Here is a 15,863-nt window from a genome sequence, read left to right on the forward strand (position 1 = left end):
GCATGCCAGCCGCAGGACCGTTGTCGATACGGCACAGATCCAAGCCGCGCGCATGCAGCAAACTGCTCACCGCGACGTCGGCTGGAAGGCCCGAGGACGAAGCCGCGTTCCTGGAGGAGTTGGCTGTCGTGTGCCGTGTGAACCGCCTCTGAAAGGGGGAATCGGCTCCTGCCGTCGCCCGAGAAGAGTCCCACCGGTCCTCGCAGTAGCGGCCCGAAAATGTGCCGGCCGTCTGCGTAGCGTTTCGTCCATGCCACGAACTGCACCCGCCCAGGCGGAGCTCAAGCTCATGGACGCGGCGGCGGCGTCCGGCTTCCCGGTCAGCGCCAGCCAGTTGGAACGCTGGCGCCATCATGGCTTGATCCCGAGCCCTTGCCGGCGTGCTGCGGGAGCTGGGAGATACGAACGGGTCTATCCGCAAGGTACAGAAGACCTGGTCTGTGCTCTGGCCCGGCACGCCGGGCCGGGACGCTCCTACGACGATCTGGCCCTGCTTGCCTTCTTCTCGGGAGTCACGGTTCCCGAGGCCGCGCTCAAGACCGCGCTGGCGCGTGTCTACTTCAAGCACCGTGTGCAGCACGAAGAGCAGGTGGAACGCGTGCAGGCGCAGGTCCCGCCGCCGTGGGCTGCCGAGATGGACAACGAATACGAGCGAGCCGAGGCTGCTGCGAAAATCTCGCTGGCCGAGAACAGCAGGGCCATACGCCAGATGCGCATCAACCTCCGGCGTCGGCACGATCTGACCCGGTCCTCACGCGAAGAGGTGGACGCCCGCCTGCTGGGGGTTCTGGTGGGTCTGGAGAGGCGGCGGCTCCCTGAATCGGACGCGGCTTTCATGACCGATCTGACGGCGGCGCTGCATCTGGACTGCGACATCGCCGAGGACTGCCTCGCGGTCTGGGACTACGCGGCCGTCTGCCACGTATCGCAGATGGGCCGCCAGGAGACGACGTCGCCCCAGGAACGCCTCGAGAAGCTGGTGCGGATCAGCGCCGAGGACCTGCAGGCCCTGCGCAGGGAAGTGCTCGATGACATGGACCAGGTGTGGACGCGGGCGACCGGAGGACGCCAGACACGTGCGGCGAGGGATCAGCCGTGGCTGGCACGAAGTGCTGCCGGCGTGCTGATGGAATGGATGAGCGCGCGGGAGACACACCCGCCTGGGTCCGTGCTGGCCGACCGCTATTTCATCGACAGCCTCGCCGACCTGTCACTGCGTTGCTGGATCTTCCAGACCCGGTCCGCATGGACCGATCAGCCGGGCGAGGGGCGTACTGCCTTTACCGCACGCACCACTGGCTGACGGCTTACCCACCCCTGGCGCGCCGCCACCGGCAACACCCAGGGGGCGCCGTCCGCGCAAGTGGGGACGGTTGGCTCGTCGGCTGCCGCGCCCGCTCGTTGGCCTACCGGCGCCACCATTGCAGGAGGCGACGCAGCCTGGTCGGCGGCCCTGGCCTGTGCTCTGCGGTGTTTTGGTCCAGCAGGCGGCGGTCACGATCCCTGTTCTGGGTGATTTCTGCCGCAGAGTAGCGGCGGCTCCATCGGACACGGCCGTCATGGATCCAGTAGTGCGACCGGCAAGGTAGCGCCCAGTTGCCGATCGAGGGGGCGAGGGACACGTTCTCGCCGTCGTAGGTGATGGACCACTGCGCCGGGGAGAGTGGTGTGACGACCTCGTGGCCGCAACCGCAGCAGCAGAGGTGACCGCAGGTACGGTAAGGGATCGAGACGTACAACACCCCTGCGTCCATCGTCGGGGGGAAGGTCTCGGTGAAAACCGGGCGCAGGGTGTCGTGCGCGGTCACGGCAGGTCCTCGTTGGCGATCTCGCTGGTGATCAGTGAGTACGTCGTGTGGCTCTCGTCGGTGGCGTCGGCGTAGATACCGATGGAGCGTTTCCAGCGGATGACGGCCAGGACGGCGTTGAGCGCGTTCAGGTCCGCGGTCTGGATGTTGCGTGCGTAGGCGTCGCGTTCGGGCGCCGGCCGGGGAATGCGCCGGCGGGCCGCGTCCCGGCGGCCCGGGAGGCTGGTGGTGACGCGCAGGAGTCCGCTGAGGCGGCCGTCGATCTCTTCGATGCCCATGCCGACGTCGATGAACGGTACGTCGTGCGCTTCGAGCCAGTCGATGATCGCCGGCTTGCCCGCGGCGTCGTCGGAGGCGAGGAAGACGAACGTGGCCCCGGTGAGCAGGCCGAGGTTGTCCTCGTCGAGGTACTGCTCGCAGGCGGACACGCCGCGGTGCATGTTCGCGTAGAGCGAGGCGAAGTAGGTGGCCTTGGGCGGGCGGGCACGGAGGGTGTCGAGGGTGGGGGCGCCGGGGGCCCGGAAGGCGTTGTGGTTGTCGAAGGTGTCGCCGTCGATGAGGAGGATCGAGTCGACCTCGGTCTTGGCGACCTGGTCGAGGATGTAGCTTCCGCTGCCTCCGAGGCCGACGATCACGATGCGCTGTCCTCGGAAGCGGCGGTGGACGGCCGCGATACCGGCGCGGGAGGTGGCGGTGTCGCGGTAGACGAAGGGGCTGTCGTCCTCGGCCTCCTGCCACGCGGCGCCGGGAGTGGGGGTGGCCGAGGGGTCGAGTGCCTGTGCCTGGGCGGCGATGATCCTCGCGTACGCGGTGATCTTCGTGTACTCGTCGGGGTAGCCGTCGGGGCCGGGTTTGCTGGAGAGCATGAAGGTCGCCTGCATGCCCTCGGCGATCACCCGGGTATCCGTATGGGCCAGGGGCAGGGGGCGGCCGTGCTCGTCGCAGGGGGCGGAGCCGCTGAACCAGATACGGTGGTCGGTTGCGGAGACCAGGCGGTCCCCGCTGACAGTCACGGGGTAGGCGAGGAAGCCGTGTTCGACGGTGCGGTTCTCGGTGACGTACGGGATGTGCCGGACGATGATGTGGCCCGCGTGGACGACGATGTCGTAGCCGTCGTCGAGGAGGCGGGACAGGTCGGCGTCACGAGCGAGAAGTGCGGTAGGCATCGAAGACCATCCCCTTCTTCACTTGGACGCTGTGGCCGGCGGTGAGGCTGCCCGTTCCGTGGCCGTCGTGGCCGCGGCTGTACTGGACGGTGTAGGTGTCCTGGTCGTTCGGCGGCTGGCCGGGGTAGGCCAGGTCGACGATCTGCTCGAAGGTGATCTCCTTCGCCTCCCAGGTGTGCGGTCGGGCGTTGACGATGATCGTGACGGGCGCGGGCCCGTGGTTGTCCTGGGACATGGGTTCTCCTGGGTGAAAGTTCGTGTGTCCGCCCGGAGGTGCCCGGGGGCGTCCGGCGGGCCACCGCAAGGGGGCGGCGCGCCGGACGGTCGTGGGGGTGTGGCGGTTCAACGCCGGGGAAGGGCAAGGAGGTTGTTGGTCCACACGCCGTCGGCGCGGGTCCTCAGGTACTTCTCGCCTCGGGCGGGCGTCACCACGGCGACTTCCGTCCGGTGTCCGGCCCGGTCGCTGGTGAAGGCCTTGCCGGCCTGGTTCTCGATCCAGGCGACGATCTGCGCCCGCGTGTTGTCGCCGGTCTTGCCGGACTCCTGCTCGGTCCACCACAGGTGGGTGATGTGCTCATGCATGGTGCCGCCGGACAGCCGCACCGCGGTGATCTGAATAGCCATCGTTCTGTTCCTGCCGGCGATGTTCCGACGGCGCCCGCGGCCGGCGCCCGGGTTCCGTGATCACCCCTGGGTGGGGTGCTTCGCCTGGGACGGACGACGTAACTCGCGGGTAAGGGTGACCGTGGTGCAGATGGGGGTGGCGAGGCGTCAGTCGCAGTTGAGACAGCGGTCGCTGCCCGAGGGGAACATCGAGGGCGGGTGCAGCATGAAGCAGCCCGGGCAGGAGCGTTCGGTGACGCGGGGCGGGCAGGCGCAGCGGCCGCAGTCGGGGCACGGGGGTATATGGCAGCGCTCGCAGACGGGGGCGAAGGAGCGGTACTCCTCGTCGCAGTTCGCGCAGATGTAGTCGCGTGAGTGCGGGCCGGTGTCGCGGGTGGGTGGGGTGAAGGCGCGCCAGGGGGCGGAGTCCGTGACGAGGACGGCGACGAGGTAGCCGTCCATGGGCGCGGTGTCGGTGTGCAGTTCCCGTCCGAGGATGCCGTCGCGGTAGCGGACCTGGGTCAGCCCTCGTGCGTGGCCCAAGTCGGCCAGTGCACGGTCGATGACCGGTATGTCGCCCTGGAAGCTGCCGCGCCGCAGAGGCGGAAGGCCGTGGGAGGCGGCGAAGGCGAGGTGTCCTGTGGAGTCGAGAAGGAGGATGTGTCCGGGCGCGGGGAGATGCTGGGCGGCTCGTACGCAGACCGCCATGCGGGAGGCGTTGCTCGCCCGCCACAGCTGAATGATCGTTGAGGCGGTGGGTCCCTTGGCGTCCAGGTGCTGGCTGACGAGGGGCGCGGGGAGCAGGATCTCGGCGGCGAACGCGTCGCAGGCCGCGTCCTCAAGCAGGAGGCCGCCGTCGGGTTCGCTGCCGAAGGGCTCCATGAGGGCGAAGCTGTTCTTCTGCAGGTGGTGGCCCAATTCGTGCAGGGCGGTGAAGTCCCGCCGTGCACGGCTGGTGGACGTGGCGACGGACAGGTGCGGTGGTGGGCCGAAGTCGTACGCTCCGGCGACGCTGCACCCTTGTTCCGTCAGATTCTCCTCGACCTCCAGGACGGTCAGTTCGGGCCAGGTTCTCAGCTCCGCGAGGGCGCCGTGTGCCAGGCGCGCGACCGCGCCGGGACGGGCCGCTTCGAGTTCTTGGATCATCGCGGCGGCCTGGGCCCGGGCGGCGCCGGCGCGCACGTAGTTGACCACGCGGTCTGCCCCCCCCTATTCGCCCAGACGCAGTTCGAAGTAGCGGTCCGTGCGTGCCGTCCAGTTCGGCTGCGTGCGATCGTCGTCGCGTGCCGCGAGCGTGTAGATACCGTAGGCGGCGCGCAGCCGGGCCTCGCGTTCGCTCTCGTCGTGCTGAGCGGCGAGTGCCTTGACCTGTTTGCGGCGCAGGGGGCGGTTCAGTTCGTGCACGACGACGGGCGGCAGGGCGGGGTTGGCTGCAAGCAGCTGGCCGGTCGACTGGCCGAGGCGTTCGGCGAGTGTGGCGGCCTGCTCGGCGGTCAGGGCCAGTTGCCCCCGCCAGACGGCAAGCGCCCGGGGCGGCGGCAGTTGCAGTTCGGCCCCGAGCTGCGGGGCAGTGATGCCATGGTCACAAAGCAGCTGGTTGAGGCCTCCCGATCCCTGAGGTACCCACCGTGCCGAGGCAAAGAGCGCGAGCTGGTCGGCCAGGACCGCGCGATACTCGTTGGCTGGCGCGGACGAGACTGTGCCACTCCCCCACTGCGTACCGGGCACGGCGTCGGCGAGCGTGCGGGCGGTGAGGGCGGGAGGACGCTTGGTCAGCTCGCTGACCTGCCGGTCCAGCACACACCACGGAAGGGTGGTCTCCAGGCCCCACCACAGGGCCAGTGGCTGTTCCAGAGTGGTCGCCTGGGCGGGCACGAGCAGGGTGTCGGGGTCGGCGTACCGTTCGAACGAGGCCGGCACGGCGCGCAGGGTGTCATCGTCGCCGGCCGCTGTGATCAGCAGCAGCTGGATAGTGTCGTCCCATACTGCGCGCCAGATCTGGCCGGGCTGCGGGTCCTGGGGTGGTGCGGTGGCCACCTGGCGGACGGCGTCGGGCACCTTCAGTCCCGCCGCAGTGGCCACCAGCCGTTGGTAGGCAGTGATGTTGACAGAGCTCATACCGTCTCCCCCGTCTCCTCGGCTGTGGTCCATCAGCGCATTCTCTTCTCACTGGATCCAGACGACGTAACTGGGGCTGTTCACGAAGGACCCTCCCCGCAGCGCCGCAGCAGGGCGGCCACGACTGCCTGGGGGTCGCTGTCCGCGGACAGGGCGGTGCGGAGCGTTGTCTTGAGGTTCGACAGGACAGCAGCCGCATGGGCCTGCCCGATCTCCAGCAGCTGCGCCGCGTGATGGGCGTCCTCGTCGAGGTAGGGAAGCAGCAGGCGTTCATTGGGTGACAGGCGCTGCCAGATATCCTCGGCCACTCCGTCAACCCCCGTGGGATCCGGTGCGGTGGTGACCGCGTGCTGGTCGACGAGTTCGGCGACACTCCCTTCATCGGCGTACAGCGCGGTGAAACGGGCTGGTGCCAGGAGATCGAACCGGGCCTCGAGGACCTTGGCGAGGTCTTCCTCCCGCACCGCTCCCTGGGTGTACTGGAGCACGGACGAGAGGATGGTCTTGAGGGCGTGGACCGTCTGCTTGGGGGTGGGGCCGGAGTGGTTCCATCTGGTGATGCCGACACCTGTCACCCGTGCCGCCTGTGCGATGAGACCGTCGAGATCTCCCTGCCACACGGCTCCTTCGGCATGGTCGGCAAGCGCCCAACGCGGCGGTGAGCCGCTGCTCTTGCGGTAGGCCGTGTCCTCGTTCATCAAGCGGGCGATGCGGCGCCGGAGCTTGCCCCGCGGTGTCTTCTTCGCCTCATCGATAAGGAAGTTCTTGATCGACGTGAGGAACAGTCGCTCCAGAGAGGCCTCGTCGGCGGCCTGGGCGAAGCAGAGAGTCACGAACCGTTGTCCCGCTCCTTCCTGGGACACCATCGCTCTGATCACGTCGTAGGCCGCGTCGTCGCTCCAGACAGTGTGCCCTTCCGGGGGCGGAAAGCCGGAGGCCCGGCGCACCTGGTGGACCAACCGCCGCAACAGATCAAACGTGGCCGGCCCGAACCCGCCGGTCTGCAGCTCCTCGAAAGCCCCGCTTGCCACGAGCCACCCCCGATCCCCTGCTCCCCGCCCGGCGCCTGCAGCCGCGGGGCTTCGGCTCTACATACACCCACGTCCAACCCCCGGGTGCGCGACGCGCCCAAAGTCCCCGTGCTTGTGCAACAGCCCCCAGCCGACCGATACCCCTGGGCACCTCCGGCCGATCGGCCGGCGCCATCAACCCCGTGCTTCAGGCCCTTCCCGATGAGCATTCTCTGGAACCCACCAGCGGCCCCACCACCGAGTGAAGGCCGTCTCCGGTGGGGTCGTCCTCGCCATCGCGCCACCGCCGGGGCAGCACCCGCCACCAGATCAGCGTCGCCCTGCACCCCAGACGCCGAGTTTGTCGCCGGCCGGCAACCGCTGATCGTCCGAGAGCTTGCCGCCACGGCCTGCGCTGCAGGCACCGCGCGCCTTCAGTACCGGCACTCCTCGACCACCACTACCGGCGGCTCCCCAATCCTGAGCAGTCAACGCTCCCGTTGAGCAGGCGACGCAGACCCTCCACAAAAGCGCACGTCAAACCACGTTGCCGAGCACTGCACTCAACCTTAGCCCTATAGTTACCCATAAGTAACTTCTGCTGGACCCGCTCTCTGAATCTGAGCAACACCCTGGTCAGCGCCCCGGGACTGCTCACTTCCAAGAGAGCCGCAACAGCGGCTTCGACCACATCACCGACTCCTGATCTGCCGTGGTCAGGAGCCGGTCTCGATGGTGACGGGGACCTCCAGCGGCACGGTCCACTCGCTGCCCTTGGACCTGGCGGTGATGCTCAGGCGCACCGGTTCGCTCGCGTAGTCGCGGTGCCAGGCGTCCGTGGTGGTCGTCGACCAGGGCGGCGGGGTGGTGGGGGTCAGGCCGTATCGCGTCCACTCGCCGATCGCCAGCTGCTGCGGGGCGACTGTCCGGCCGGTGTCGTCGCGTCCGTCCGCACTGAACTTCCACGGCCCCCAGATGTGGGCGCGGACCTCTTCAGGAGTCGGAGCGCCGGCGAGCTGGGGACCGTCGCCTCGGTGCGGGTTGTCGTCGCGCAGGGACGCGGTGATCTCGACGGTGCCGTGGGACAGCAGGCCGGGCGGGCCTTCGAGGTGGACCCGCAGCATGGCGGTGGAGCGGGCCTCGTTGGCCACGATCGTGCAGTGGAAGACGGGGGTGAGGTCGGTGTGTAGGCGCTGCTGCTCGAGCCGGGACAGGGTCTGCGCGGCCCCGTTGGCGTTGCGCGCGGCTCTCCAGGAGCCGAGGGCGGCAACGGCAGCGACGACCGCGACGGCCAGAGCCAGGGCCGCGATCGTGTCGGTGGTGGTCATGAGGCAGGACGCTGTCGCCACCACCCGTCACAGGTCAGCGTCCCGGAGATATGGCCATCAGCGGGGGACGTCGTCCAAGGTGGGGCGATGAGCGCACTGCGACCCGGTGACATCACCGACGAGATGATCCAGGCCATGGACGCGGCCAAGCGGCAGGGACTGCGAAAGGACCTCTGCACCCTTGCCGCCAACATCCGCACCGACGCCGAAGGTCGCTACGACAGCGCGGAACCCGGGTGGCGGGCCGGAGTCGAGTGGACGCTGCTGTGGATCGAGAACACCGCCGCCCAACTGACCGACGGCAGGCCGTAAGCGAGAACGCCGGCGGGCGTCAGGGTGTTTCACAGGAGTAGTGGAAGCGGCACACCACACCCGGGCCGGCTGCCGGGCGCGGCTCGTCTGGGAGCGGGTCGTACAGCGCCCGGCCGCCGGGCCACCGCCCCAGCTCGGTCATCAGGGCGACACCGTCGTCTATCTCTTCCGGCCGCCAGCCCGTGATGTCGAGCAGCAGCCCGTCCAGCGGCCCGCCGACCAGCGCGGCGTACGTCTGGTGCGGCAGCGGGCCCGGGTTGGGGGCGTCGTGGTCGCGGCCGTACACCCGGCCGCGCAGCAGTTGATCGTCATCGGCGTTCATCCGACCAGCCTCCCAGCTACCGCCGACAGCGGAAGGCCGGCGGCGACCGACAGCGCGGCCTCTCCCGTTCTGCGGGAAGGCGCGGGGGCGCCCTCCCGGAGGACCGGCGTCAGGCACAGGGCAGACGGTCGGAGGCGGGCCAGTTGATGCGCGCCCCGCTGCGGATCAGCGCGGTGATGCTGTCGACCTGGCACGTGGGCGGCTGCTCCTGGGTGAAGCGGCGCAGCGCCCGGTACACGCCGTCGCGCAGCTGGCCGTCGGTCGCAGAGCGTCGAGGAGCTGCCCGGCGCGGGCCGCACGGGACAGCGCGGCGTCGGCGAGCGGCCCTTCGGCGAAGCCGTTGCGTACGTACAGGCCGGGCTCGATGAAGGTCATGGTGACGGTCCTTTCCGCCCGGCCGCACGTGGTCTCCCGGTTGGAGACGCGGTCGCGGTACCGAGCGGGCGGGAACGTAGAGCACCGAGTTCGTTAGCGTCGCGTCCTGCTCCTACCAGCGACGCCCGAACAGGCCGCGGCTCTTCTTCGGGTCCGCTTCGGCCGCCTCCCGCACCGCGGCCTCCTCCGCCGCGCGGCGCGCGACGCGCTCAGCCTCCGCCCGGTCGACGTCCTCCTGCCGACACGGCCCGCACAGGTTGTCCCCGGTGCTTCGCCATGAGGTCTGGATGACCGACTGCCAGCGTTCGTCGGTGAACTTCGTCCCGCACCGCGTGCACACCGGCCGCTGCGCCTCACGCTCCGCGGCTTTGCGTTCCGCCTGCCACCTGCGGGACTGCTCCTCCTCCACCCAGTACAGCCGCTCACCGTCCGGGTTGTCCAGGACCTCGCTCAGCGTCTGCCACTCCTCGCGCCCGAGCCGCCGCCACACCCTGCCCGCTGCCCCGGCCGGGTCGGCACAGATCCGCTCCAGCTCGGTGACTACCACCGGCACCGCCCGGTGGTAGTCGACGGCCGTGAACCCAGCCCACGGGTACGGAGTGCCGGCGAAGTAGCGGCGGGCGCTCTGCTCCAGGCGCCGCATCCGGCTCTCGCGCGGCTGTCGTCAGCATGGCGCTGAACTGCTCCCAGCGGGCCGCCTCGCATGCCTCGCGGCCCTCCGGCGCAGCCTCGTAGTCCCATTCCTCATCCGGCCAGGAGAAGGTGAGCGCGTCGTCGAGGTCGCCGCCGATCATGTCCCAGTGCCCGTCGAAGATCTCGTGCACCAGGTCGTCCAGGAAGCCGGTGAAACCGGGCTGGCACGCCGTCCCGATCAGCACGGTCAGCGGGAAGCCCTGACGGGGCAGGACATGCTCCCAGCCCGACAAACACCAGTCGTTGTGCATCGCCATGCTTGACCGACAGGTGAGCATGTAGCTGCGTACGGGCCGCCGGAATCAGGAGATGCCCTCCCTCGAATGCCGTGATCATTTAGAGTGCGTTTGTGACTACTCGCCGATGGCGGGAGTGTGAGAGCCGTGCTGGCCGCAAGCCGTGCGGGAGATCGGGGTGCGCGGTGGGCGAGGATGTGGTGCGGGAGTCCGCTTTGGCAGGGCGGGTGGTGCTGTGGGAGGAGTCGGCGCGGGACGGAGCGCAAGCGAAGACGCTCATGAGCTCGGACTTCCGGGTGCGGCTTGCGCGGGCGCAGGGGCAAATCTTCGGCGGCGACGGGCATCGCCATGTGGTGTTTGCGGCGGGCTTTCCGGCGGTGTGTGCCGAGGAGTTCGAGGCGGTGCGGCAGGTCGCGGTGGAGGCCGAAGGGATGGTCAGCGTCGCTGCGGTGTGCCGGGGTAGGGCGGAGGATGTGCGTCAGGCCGTCGCCGCAGTCAAGGGCACCGCGCACGCCCGGGTGATGGTCGTCGTGCCCGTGTCTGAGGCAATGGCACAGGTGATGACCCACCTTCCGGCGCGTGAAGCCCTGGAACAGGGTGTTGCGCTGGTCAAGGAGGCCCGTGGCCTGGATGACGGTGTGGCGGTGGACGTATGCCTGGCGGATGCCTCCCGTGCCGACCACGGCTTGATGGCCGCGTATGCGGCGGCCCTCACCGAGGCCGATGCGGGAATCGTCCTGCTGGCCGACACCGTCGGACAGCAACTGCCGGCCGAGACGGCACGAATGTTCCAGCAGGTGAGCGGTGCGGTCGGCGACGGCGTGGTCCTCGGCTCTCACCTGCACAATGACCTGGGATTGGGGCTGGCCAACACTTTGGAAGCCCTCGGGGCGGGAGCGCGGGTCCTCTCAAGCTCGTGGCTGGGTATCGCCGAACGCAGCGGCATGGTGGCGACCGAACAACTGCTGTTCATCCTCGCCCACCACGCCGGGCGTGCAGCGCAGTTGCTCGGCGCCGGAACCGAGCCGTGGTGGACGGCACCCGATCTCACCGGGCTGCCCGGCATCGCTCGGATGGTCTCGCGGGAGACCGGTGTGCCGCTCAGCGTGACGACACCGATCGTCGGCAGCGGGGTCGGCACGATCTCCACCGGTACACCGTTTGTCCACCCGGACCTGTTCCAGCCCTTCGACCCCGAAGCACTGCTGGGCATCGAGCCGAGTGTGGTCCTCACCCAACTGGCCAGCGCCCGCGTCGTCAAAACGGTTGCCGCCAGGCTCGGCCACCAACTCGACGACACCGAAGTGCGCGCCGCGACGGGGTGGGTGAAACGGTACGCATACCGCCGCGGCCACGCCGTCGTGGACGACGGCGTCTTCAGCAGCTACCTCGACGGTTTGTGTACCGAGCCCCTGGAAGGGCCCCGATGAACGTCGAATCGGGCACTGTGGATGCCGACGGTGCGCGCCGTGCGCTGCGCCAGGGAGGGGCGGTGGTCCTGCCCAACCCCGCGCCGCTGACCTACGTGGTGGCCGCCACCGACCCGCAGGCCGTCAATCTTGCCAAGGCACGTCCGCCCGACCAGGCTGTCGCGCTGTGGGCCCACGACCCCCGCACCCGCGCCGCGCTCGACGATGTCCTTGATCTGGACGCACGTCTCCAGGCCCTTACCCGTCGGCTGCTCGCCGAGGAACGCGTGACCCTGCTGGTACCGCTGCGCCCCCGCGGCCGCTTCCCTGACTGGTTGTCACCGGCCAGTCAGGACGGCTGGACCCTGCTGTTCGGCGCCCGCTGGACGCCCCTGCTCCCCGTCCTGACGGACTTCCCGATCCTCTACGTCAGTAGCGCCAACCGCACGGGCGAACCGCCCGCCGCCACCGCTGCCGAAGCCACCGCCATGTTCCCTCCGGCCACGCCCGTCCTCGACGGCACCTCCTTCACCGGTGCCGGGAACGACCACGACGGCCGGCCCCGCTCGGCGACCACCACCCTGCGTGTGCACCCCGACGGCCGCCTCGACCTCCACCGTCACGGCGCCCAGGACTACGCGCACCCGACCGCCGAGCAATATCTCACCGGCCTTCAGGCCAAGTACGCCGGCTCGGAACACCGCCGCTCCGCCCCGCATTGACCGTCCCCCCTGCCCAGCAGGTGCGGGCGGGTCAACGCTGTGGTTGTCGGGCAGGGAGGTGTGCGAGCAGGCGAGCGGCGGACGTGCCCAGGCCGGTGGGCCCTGCCGGGACGCGGCCCGGTCCGGGCCGGGCCGGGGAGGCAGTGGGCGCGCCGGGAGCGAAGACTTCCTGCCAGTCGTATTTTCCTGTGGTCACATGCCATTCGAGCATGGCCCGTACGACCTTCTTGATGCCGGCCGTGTACCTTTCCAGCCGCTCATCCGCCACGCCGTCCTTGCCCGCGGACTGTGCCATGTAGTCGAGCGCCGTCATGTCGGCGTTGATGCGGTCCACCAGAAAGGTGACGGCTTCCACGGAGCTCTTGCCTTCATGGGCCATCATCGCCGCGATGAGGTTGTAGACCTCGCCCGAGACCATGTCCCGGTTGAAGCCGTAGATGTCGTTGTACCAGCAGACGCTGTTCATGAAGCGCACGTGGGTGTCGGCGACGGACGGGTGCTCGTAGACGTCCTGGGGCAGGAAGGCGTTGAGCGCGATCTCGTTCCAGGGGATGAACATGTCCATCCCGTGGACCTGGATGAACTTACCCAGGATGTGCGCTGTCGTGGGGATTTGGCGCTGATGCCGCACCGCCCCGCTCTCATCCATGGAGACGTTCAGCCAGTTGTCGATCACGCTCGCATGGCGCTTCAGTTGGTCGAGGGGGGAGATGGCACGCACCTGTGCCCACAGCTCGGCGAAGGTGTTCAGGGTGCCCGCACCCCACGGGTCCCGGCAGGGGCCGGGGACCCCTGCCCACAGGATCGGCCTGAACGCCTGGACGTACTCGACCTGCTGCGCACGGTATTCATCGCTGCGGGGTTCGTCCATGAAGTCATCGAGGACCCAGAAGAAGGTCAGGAGCTTGTCGGCCAGCGCCAGGTACTCGTACTTCGGAGCGTCGCACCACATGCGGGCGTGAAGGTCCGGCATGCGCTGCCGCTGCAGCCGCCCCAGCACCTCCTCCTCGCTCACACCCGGATAAGGAGGTGCCATCCCCGTCTCCACGATCCACTGAAAATTGTCCCGTTTGAGCCGTTCCGCCTCCGGATGGATCCCCACTTCCGGGAACGGGCAGACGATCTCGGGGACCTCCCGGCTCGCCCCCGGCACAGCGAAATCGCGTACCGCGGGGACCGGGAAGCTGTCTCGGACGGCAGGAGAGCTCAGGTCATCAAGTGTGAGAACGCGCGCCATGATCAATCATCCAGTTCAGTAACTTTGCCCGGTCTGCGGGATGACGCGTACAGCCTCCTCAACGAGCCCTCGACCGAACCAACGGGCACGCGGAATGAGGCCGTCAGGAGGCGTGGGGCAGCTTCAACTCCAAAGCGTCGTTGCTGCATTCAATCGTCTGAGATGTCACGCGGTCGCCGGAACTCCCGCTCCGCCACTCGATGCGCTGAATACGACCGCGTCGAGGTTTGCAGCGGTCCCACCGTCACGCTGCCGCGCCCGCTCGTTCGAAGGTGCGGTGGCGCAGTCCCTCTCGGTATGCCTCCGGAAGGCCGCCGGCCACGCAGCCGCCAGGGTGAAGCTCACCGCTCCAGAACGTGCTCGAAGGGCGGTCGTGGTGCACGTGCTAGGCACGTGACCGTTTCCCGTCCGGGCGAGGGCCTGGCCGGTGATGGGTCCTGCTTGCTCGCAGCGGTCACCAGGCATGCAAGGGGGATTTCCGTCGGTGTCATCCGCGATGCTGCGTGTGCGGCCTGCGGTCTTCTCCCGGCGCCGAAACTGAGTCAATGACGCCTTTTAAGACTGAAATTGTCTTGGTCAGCCTGGAGAAGACACCGCCAGGCCATCGCCCGCCGCTGCCACTACCGAAAACGCAGCTCAGGACACGATCCGCTGCTGGAGTACTACTGACCTTCAAAGGGTGGTGTCGGCAGGGCTGACGGTTCCGTGAGAAATTGAGGATGGGCGCGGCTGCGCGGTTCGCCCTGGGCTATGAGAGCGCGGTCATCGCGCACGACCTGCGGGTCAGCGTCCGGTCGGTACAGCGTTGGCGCAAGGCCTGGTCCCAGGACGGGCCGAGAGCTCTGGCCTCCGAAGGGCCCGCGTCGTTACCGCTGCGCAGTGACGAGTTGTTCGTCGTGCTGGAGCAGGAGCTGGCCAAGGGGCCGGTGGCGCACGGCTGGCCGGACCAGACCTGGACCCTGTCACGGATCAAGACGCTCATCGGGCGCCGGTTCCACAAGAAGTACACCGTCCAAGGTGTTGCCGCGCTGCTCAAGCGGCACGGCTGGAGCTGCCAAGTCCCCGCCCGACGGGCGGTGGAGCGCGACGAGGCGGCGGTGGCCGGCTGGGTGAAGGAGACCTGGCCTCACGTGGAAGGACCGTGGCGGCGCTCGACGCCTGGCTCGTCTTCGAGGACGAGCCGGTTTCTCGATGACGCCGCCGACCACCCGCACCTGGTCCCGCCGCGGCCACACCCCTGTCGTGCGCGTGCCGGGCCGCTCCCGCCGCCGGCTATCCGTCGCCGCCCTGGCCTGCTACAAACCCGGCGAACCCTCGCGGTTGATCTACCGGCCGTGCCCGGACGCCCGGTCGCAAGAGCTTCTCCTGGAAGGACTACCGCGACCTGATCCACACCGCGCACCAGCAACTCGGCGGCCCGATCGTGCTGGTCTGGGACAACTTGAACACCCACCTGACGGCCGGCATGCGCCGCTATATCGCCGAACGGGACTGGCTCACCGTGTACCAACTCCCGCCCTACGCACCCGACCTCAACCCGGTCGAAGGCATCTGGTCGGTACTGCGACGCACCACCACAGCCAACCGCGCCTTCGCCGACCCCGACGACCTGATCACCGCCATCCGACGCGGCCTACGCCAGCTCCAGTACCGCCCCGACGTCCTCGACGGCTGCCTCACCGGCACCGGCCTCCGACGCCAACCACCATGACGACATCACACATTGAAAGTCAGGTAACCGGTCCGCTCACCGGCATCTACGACCCCAACGGCATGCGTGCCATCTTCTTCGCCGTGCTCGCCGTCACCGAGCAGATCGAACTCAACTACATCCGGGAGAAGACCCTCGAAGGACAGGTCACCGCAGCGGCCAAGGGCAACCACGGCGGACGGCCGAAGGTCATCGACGATGACATGCTCACCTTCGCCGTCGCGGTCAAGGACAAAGGCGTTCCCGTTCCCGAGATCGCGACGAAGCTGGTCATCAAGACCGGGAAGAACAGGCAAAAACCTTTCGGTCGCCTCGCTTTACCGGGCACTGGCCGAAGCCGAAGAGGCCGCGGCGGACGACGGCCCGCCACTGCGGTCTAGAGCGTGTCTCTTTGATGGGTAGATCAGTTGATCGGATGTGCCCGTTCGGTTGGTGATCACTGATGCGATGTGGACGGATGGTGCCGGCCGATCACCGTCGGACGCTGGAGTCCGTCGCTTGGGCATGCCACGGCTGCTCGCCCGAGGGACCCGGGGAGGCGGTGCGTCAGGTTGCCCCCGTGGCGTGGCAGCAGAATTCCAGGCGGTGGAATCGGCCATGGAATTGACCATTTGCGCCGTTGTCGGCGTAGCTGGCTTCGAGCCGGGTGCGGTGGGACAGGGCTGGGCCGGGTGGGGACAGCGACCGTGAGGGGAGCGCCCGCCGTGCGGGTAAGGGGGCGTGGGCCGTGGCCGAGCTTCACTACGAGATAATCACCGATCCGAGCGAATTGCGGGTGTCGGGGGCGGGGAGCAGGGAGGAGTCGTTGGGGAC

Annotated in this window: 17 protein-coding genes and 3 pseudogenes; 7 read left to right on the forward strand and 13 right to left on the reverse strand. The window is 68.7% G+C overall.

The features are described 5' to 3' along the window. Positions 1-250 precede the first annotated feature (250 nt). Complete coding sequence (locus ACIQVT_RS00440; RefSeq protein ID WP_403745542.1) at positions 251-1,303, forward strand: hypothetical protein; 1,053 nt, start codon at positions 251-253, stop codon at positions 1,301-1,303. Between the two features lie 103 nt (positions 1,304-1,406). Here the strand turns inward: ACIQVT_RS00440 and ACIQVT_RS00445 are convergent, their stop codons facing one another. The 8 genes from ACIQVT_RS00445 to ACIQVT_RS00480 all read right to left on the reverse strand — a co-directional run bounded on the left by ACIQVT_RS00445 (position 1,407) and on the right by ACIQVT_RS00480 (position 8,033). After that, complete coding sequence (locus tag ACIQVT_RS00445) at positions 1,407-1,754, reverse strand: DUF6527 family protein (RefSeq protein WP_403747813.1); 348 nt, start codon at positions 1,752-1,754, stop codon at positions 1,407-1,409. A gap of 50 nt (positions 1,755-1,804) precedes the next feature. After that, the gene (locus ACIQVT_RS00450; RefSeq protein WP_403745544.1) at positions 1,805-2,974 is read right to left on the reverse strand and encodes a ThiF family adenylyltransferase; all 1,170 of its coding nucleotides are present in this window, start codon (positions 2,972-2,974) and stop codon (positions 1,805-1,807) included. Continuing rightward, entirely contained in the window at positions 2,949-3,209 is a 261-nt protein-coding gene (locus ACIQVT_RS00455; RefSeq protein WP_362713991.1) for a multiubiquitin domain-containing protein, read from the reverse strand. Before ACIQVT_RS00455 ends, ACIQVT_RS00450 begins: the two co-directional genes overlap by 26 nt. Positions 3,210-3,316: 107 nt before the next feature. Then, a complete protein-coding gene (locus ACIQVT_RS00460) occupies positions 3,317-3,598 on the reverse strand; it encodes a DUF3892 domain-containing protein (protein WP_403745546.1) in 282 nt (93 codons plus the stop codon). A gap of 147 nt (positions 3,599-3,745) precedes the next feature. Beyond that, positions 3,746-4,771 carry an ImmA/IrrE family metallo-endopeptidase gene (locus tag ACIQVT_RS00465; RefSeq protein WP_403745548.1) on the reverse strand — a complete coding sequence of 342 codons (1,026 nt, stop codon included), beginning with the start codon at positions 4,769-4,771 and terminating at the stop codon, positions 3,746-3,748. Between the two features lie 15 nt (positions 4,772-4,786). Then, a complete protein-coding gene (locus tag ACIQVT_RS00470) occupies positions 4,787-5,695 on the reverse strand; it encodes a hypothetical protein (RefSeq protein WP_403745550.1) in 909 nt (302 codons plus the stop codon). 80 nt (positions 5,696-5,775) lie between these two features. Then, on the reverse strand, positions 5,776-6,726 hold the full coding sequence (locus tag ACIQVT_RS00475; RefSeq protein ID WP_403745553.1) for a hypothetical protein: 951 nt from the start codon (positions 6,724-6,726) through the stop codon (positions 5,776-5,778). 695 nt (positions 6,727-7,421) lie between these two features. Next, positions 7,422-8,033: a hypothetical protein gene (locus ACIQVT_RS00480; protein WP_403745555.1), complete on the reverse strand. Its 612-nt coding sequence runs from the start codon at positions 8,031-8,033 to the stop codon at positions 7,422-7,424. A gap of 87 nt (positions 8,034-8,120) precedes the next feature. Between ACIQVT_RS00480 and ACIQVT_RS00485 the strand changes: the two genes are divergently transcribed. Further along, positions 8,121-8,345 (forward strand): hypothetical protein, encoded by a 225-nt coding sequence (locus ACIQVT_RS00485; RefSeq protein ID WP_403745556.1) that lies wholly within the window; start codon positions 8,121-8,123, stop codon positions 8,343-8,345. A gap of 19 nt (positions 8,346-8,364) precedes the next feature. Here ACIQVT_RS00485 and ACIQVT_RS00490 read toward each other — a convergent pair whose 3' ends face one another. From ACIQVT_RS00490 to ACIQVT_RS00505, 4 genes and pseudogenes are all read right to left on the reverse strand, one after another. Next, positions 8,365-8,667, reverse strand: a complete 303-nt coding sequence (locus tag ACIQVT_RS00490) for a hypothetical protein (protein ID WP_403745558.1) — start codon at positions 8,665-8,667, stop codon at positions 8,365-8,367. A 165-nt stretch (positions 8,668-8,832) separates the two neighbouring features. Then, positions 8,833-9,042 carry a hypothetical protein gene (locus ACIQVT_RS00495; protein WP_403745560.1) on the reverse strand — a complete coding sequence of 70 codons (210 nt, stop codon included), beginning with the start codon at positions 9,040-9,042 and terminating at the stop codon, positions 8,833-8,835. Positions 9,043-9,154: 112 nt separating this feature from the next. After that, positions 9,155-9,685, reverse strand: a complete 531-nt coding sequence (locus ACIQVT_RS00500; protein WP_403747949.1) for a hypothetical protein — start codon at positions 9,683-9,685, stop codon at positions 9,155-9,157. A 28-nt stretch (positions 9,686-9,713) separates the two neighbouring features. Further along, a pseudogene (locus ACIQVT_RS00505) lies at positions 9,714-10,013 on the reverse strand (DUF6042 family protein); the annotation flags it as partial. Positions 10,014-10,156: 143 nt separating this feature from the next. Between ACIQVT_RS00505 and ACIQVT_RS00510 the strand changes: the two are divergent. Together ACIQVT_RS00510 and ACIQVT_RS00515 are read left to right on the forward strand one after the other, a co-directional pair. After that, positions 10,157-11,401 carry a 2-isopropylmalate synthase gene (locus ACIQVT_RS00510; RefSeq protein WP_403745562.1) on the forward strand — a complete coding sequence of 415 codons (1,245 nt, stop codon included), beginning with the start codon at positions 10,157-10,159 and terminating at the stop codon, positions 11,399-11,401. Further along, positions 11,398-12,102 carry a hypothetical protein gene (locus ACIQVT_RS00515; RefSeq protein ID WP_403745564.1) on the forward strand — a complete coding sequence of 235 codons (705 nt, stop codon included), beginning with the start codon at positions 11,398-11,400 and terminating at the stop codon, positions 12,100-12,102. Before ACIQVT_RS00510 ends, ACIQVT_RS00515 begins: the two co-directional genes overlap by 4 nt. Before the next feature lie 31 nt (positions 12,103-12,133). Here the strand turns inward: ACIQVT_RS00515 and ACIQVT_RS00520 are convergent, their stop codons facing one another. Further along, the gene (locus tag ACIQVT_RS00520; RefSeq protein ID WP_403745566.1) at positions 12,134-13,339 is read right to left on the reverse strand and encodes a terpene synthase family protein; all 1,206 of its coding nucleotides are present in this window, start codon (positions 13,337-13,339) and stop codon (positions 12,134-12,136) included. Between the two features lie 713 nt (positions 13,340-14,052). Here ACIQVT_RS00520 and ACIQVT_RS00525 point away from each other — a divergent pair. The 3 genes and pseudogenes from ACIQVT_RS00525 to ACIQVT_RS00535 form a co-directional block, all read left to right on the forward strand. After that, positions 14,053-14,517: pseudogene (locus tag ACIQVT_RS00525) on the forward strand (winged helix-turn-helix domain-containing protein); the annotation flags it as partial. Positions 14,518-14,530: 13 nt separating this feature from the next. Continuing rightward, positions 14,531-15,050 (forward strand): annotated as a pseudogene (locus ACIQVT_RS00530) (transposase). Then, positions 15,047-15,430 carry a hypothetical protein gene (locus ACIQVT_RS00535; RefSeq protein WP_403747952.1) on the forward strand — a complete coding sequence of 128 codons (384 nt, stop codon included), beginning with the start codon at positions 15,047-15,049 and terminating at the stop codon, positions 15,428-15,430. Before ACIQVT_RS00530 ends, ACIQVT_RS00535 begins: the two are co-directional and overlap by 4 nt. Positions 15,431-15,863 lie beyond the last annotated feature (433 nt).

The sequence above is a fragment of the Streptomyces sp. NPDC100445 genome (assembly GCF_044759735.1).
GTDB lineage: Bacteria > Actinomycetota > Actinomycetes > Streptomycetales > Streptomycetaceae > Streptomyces.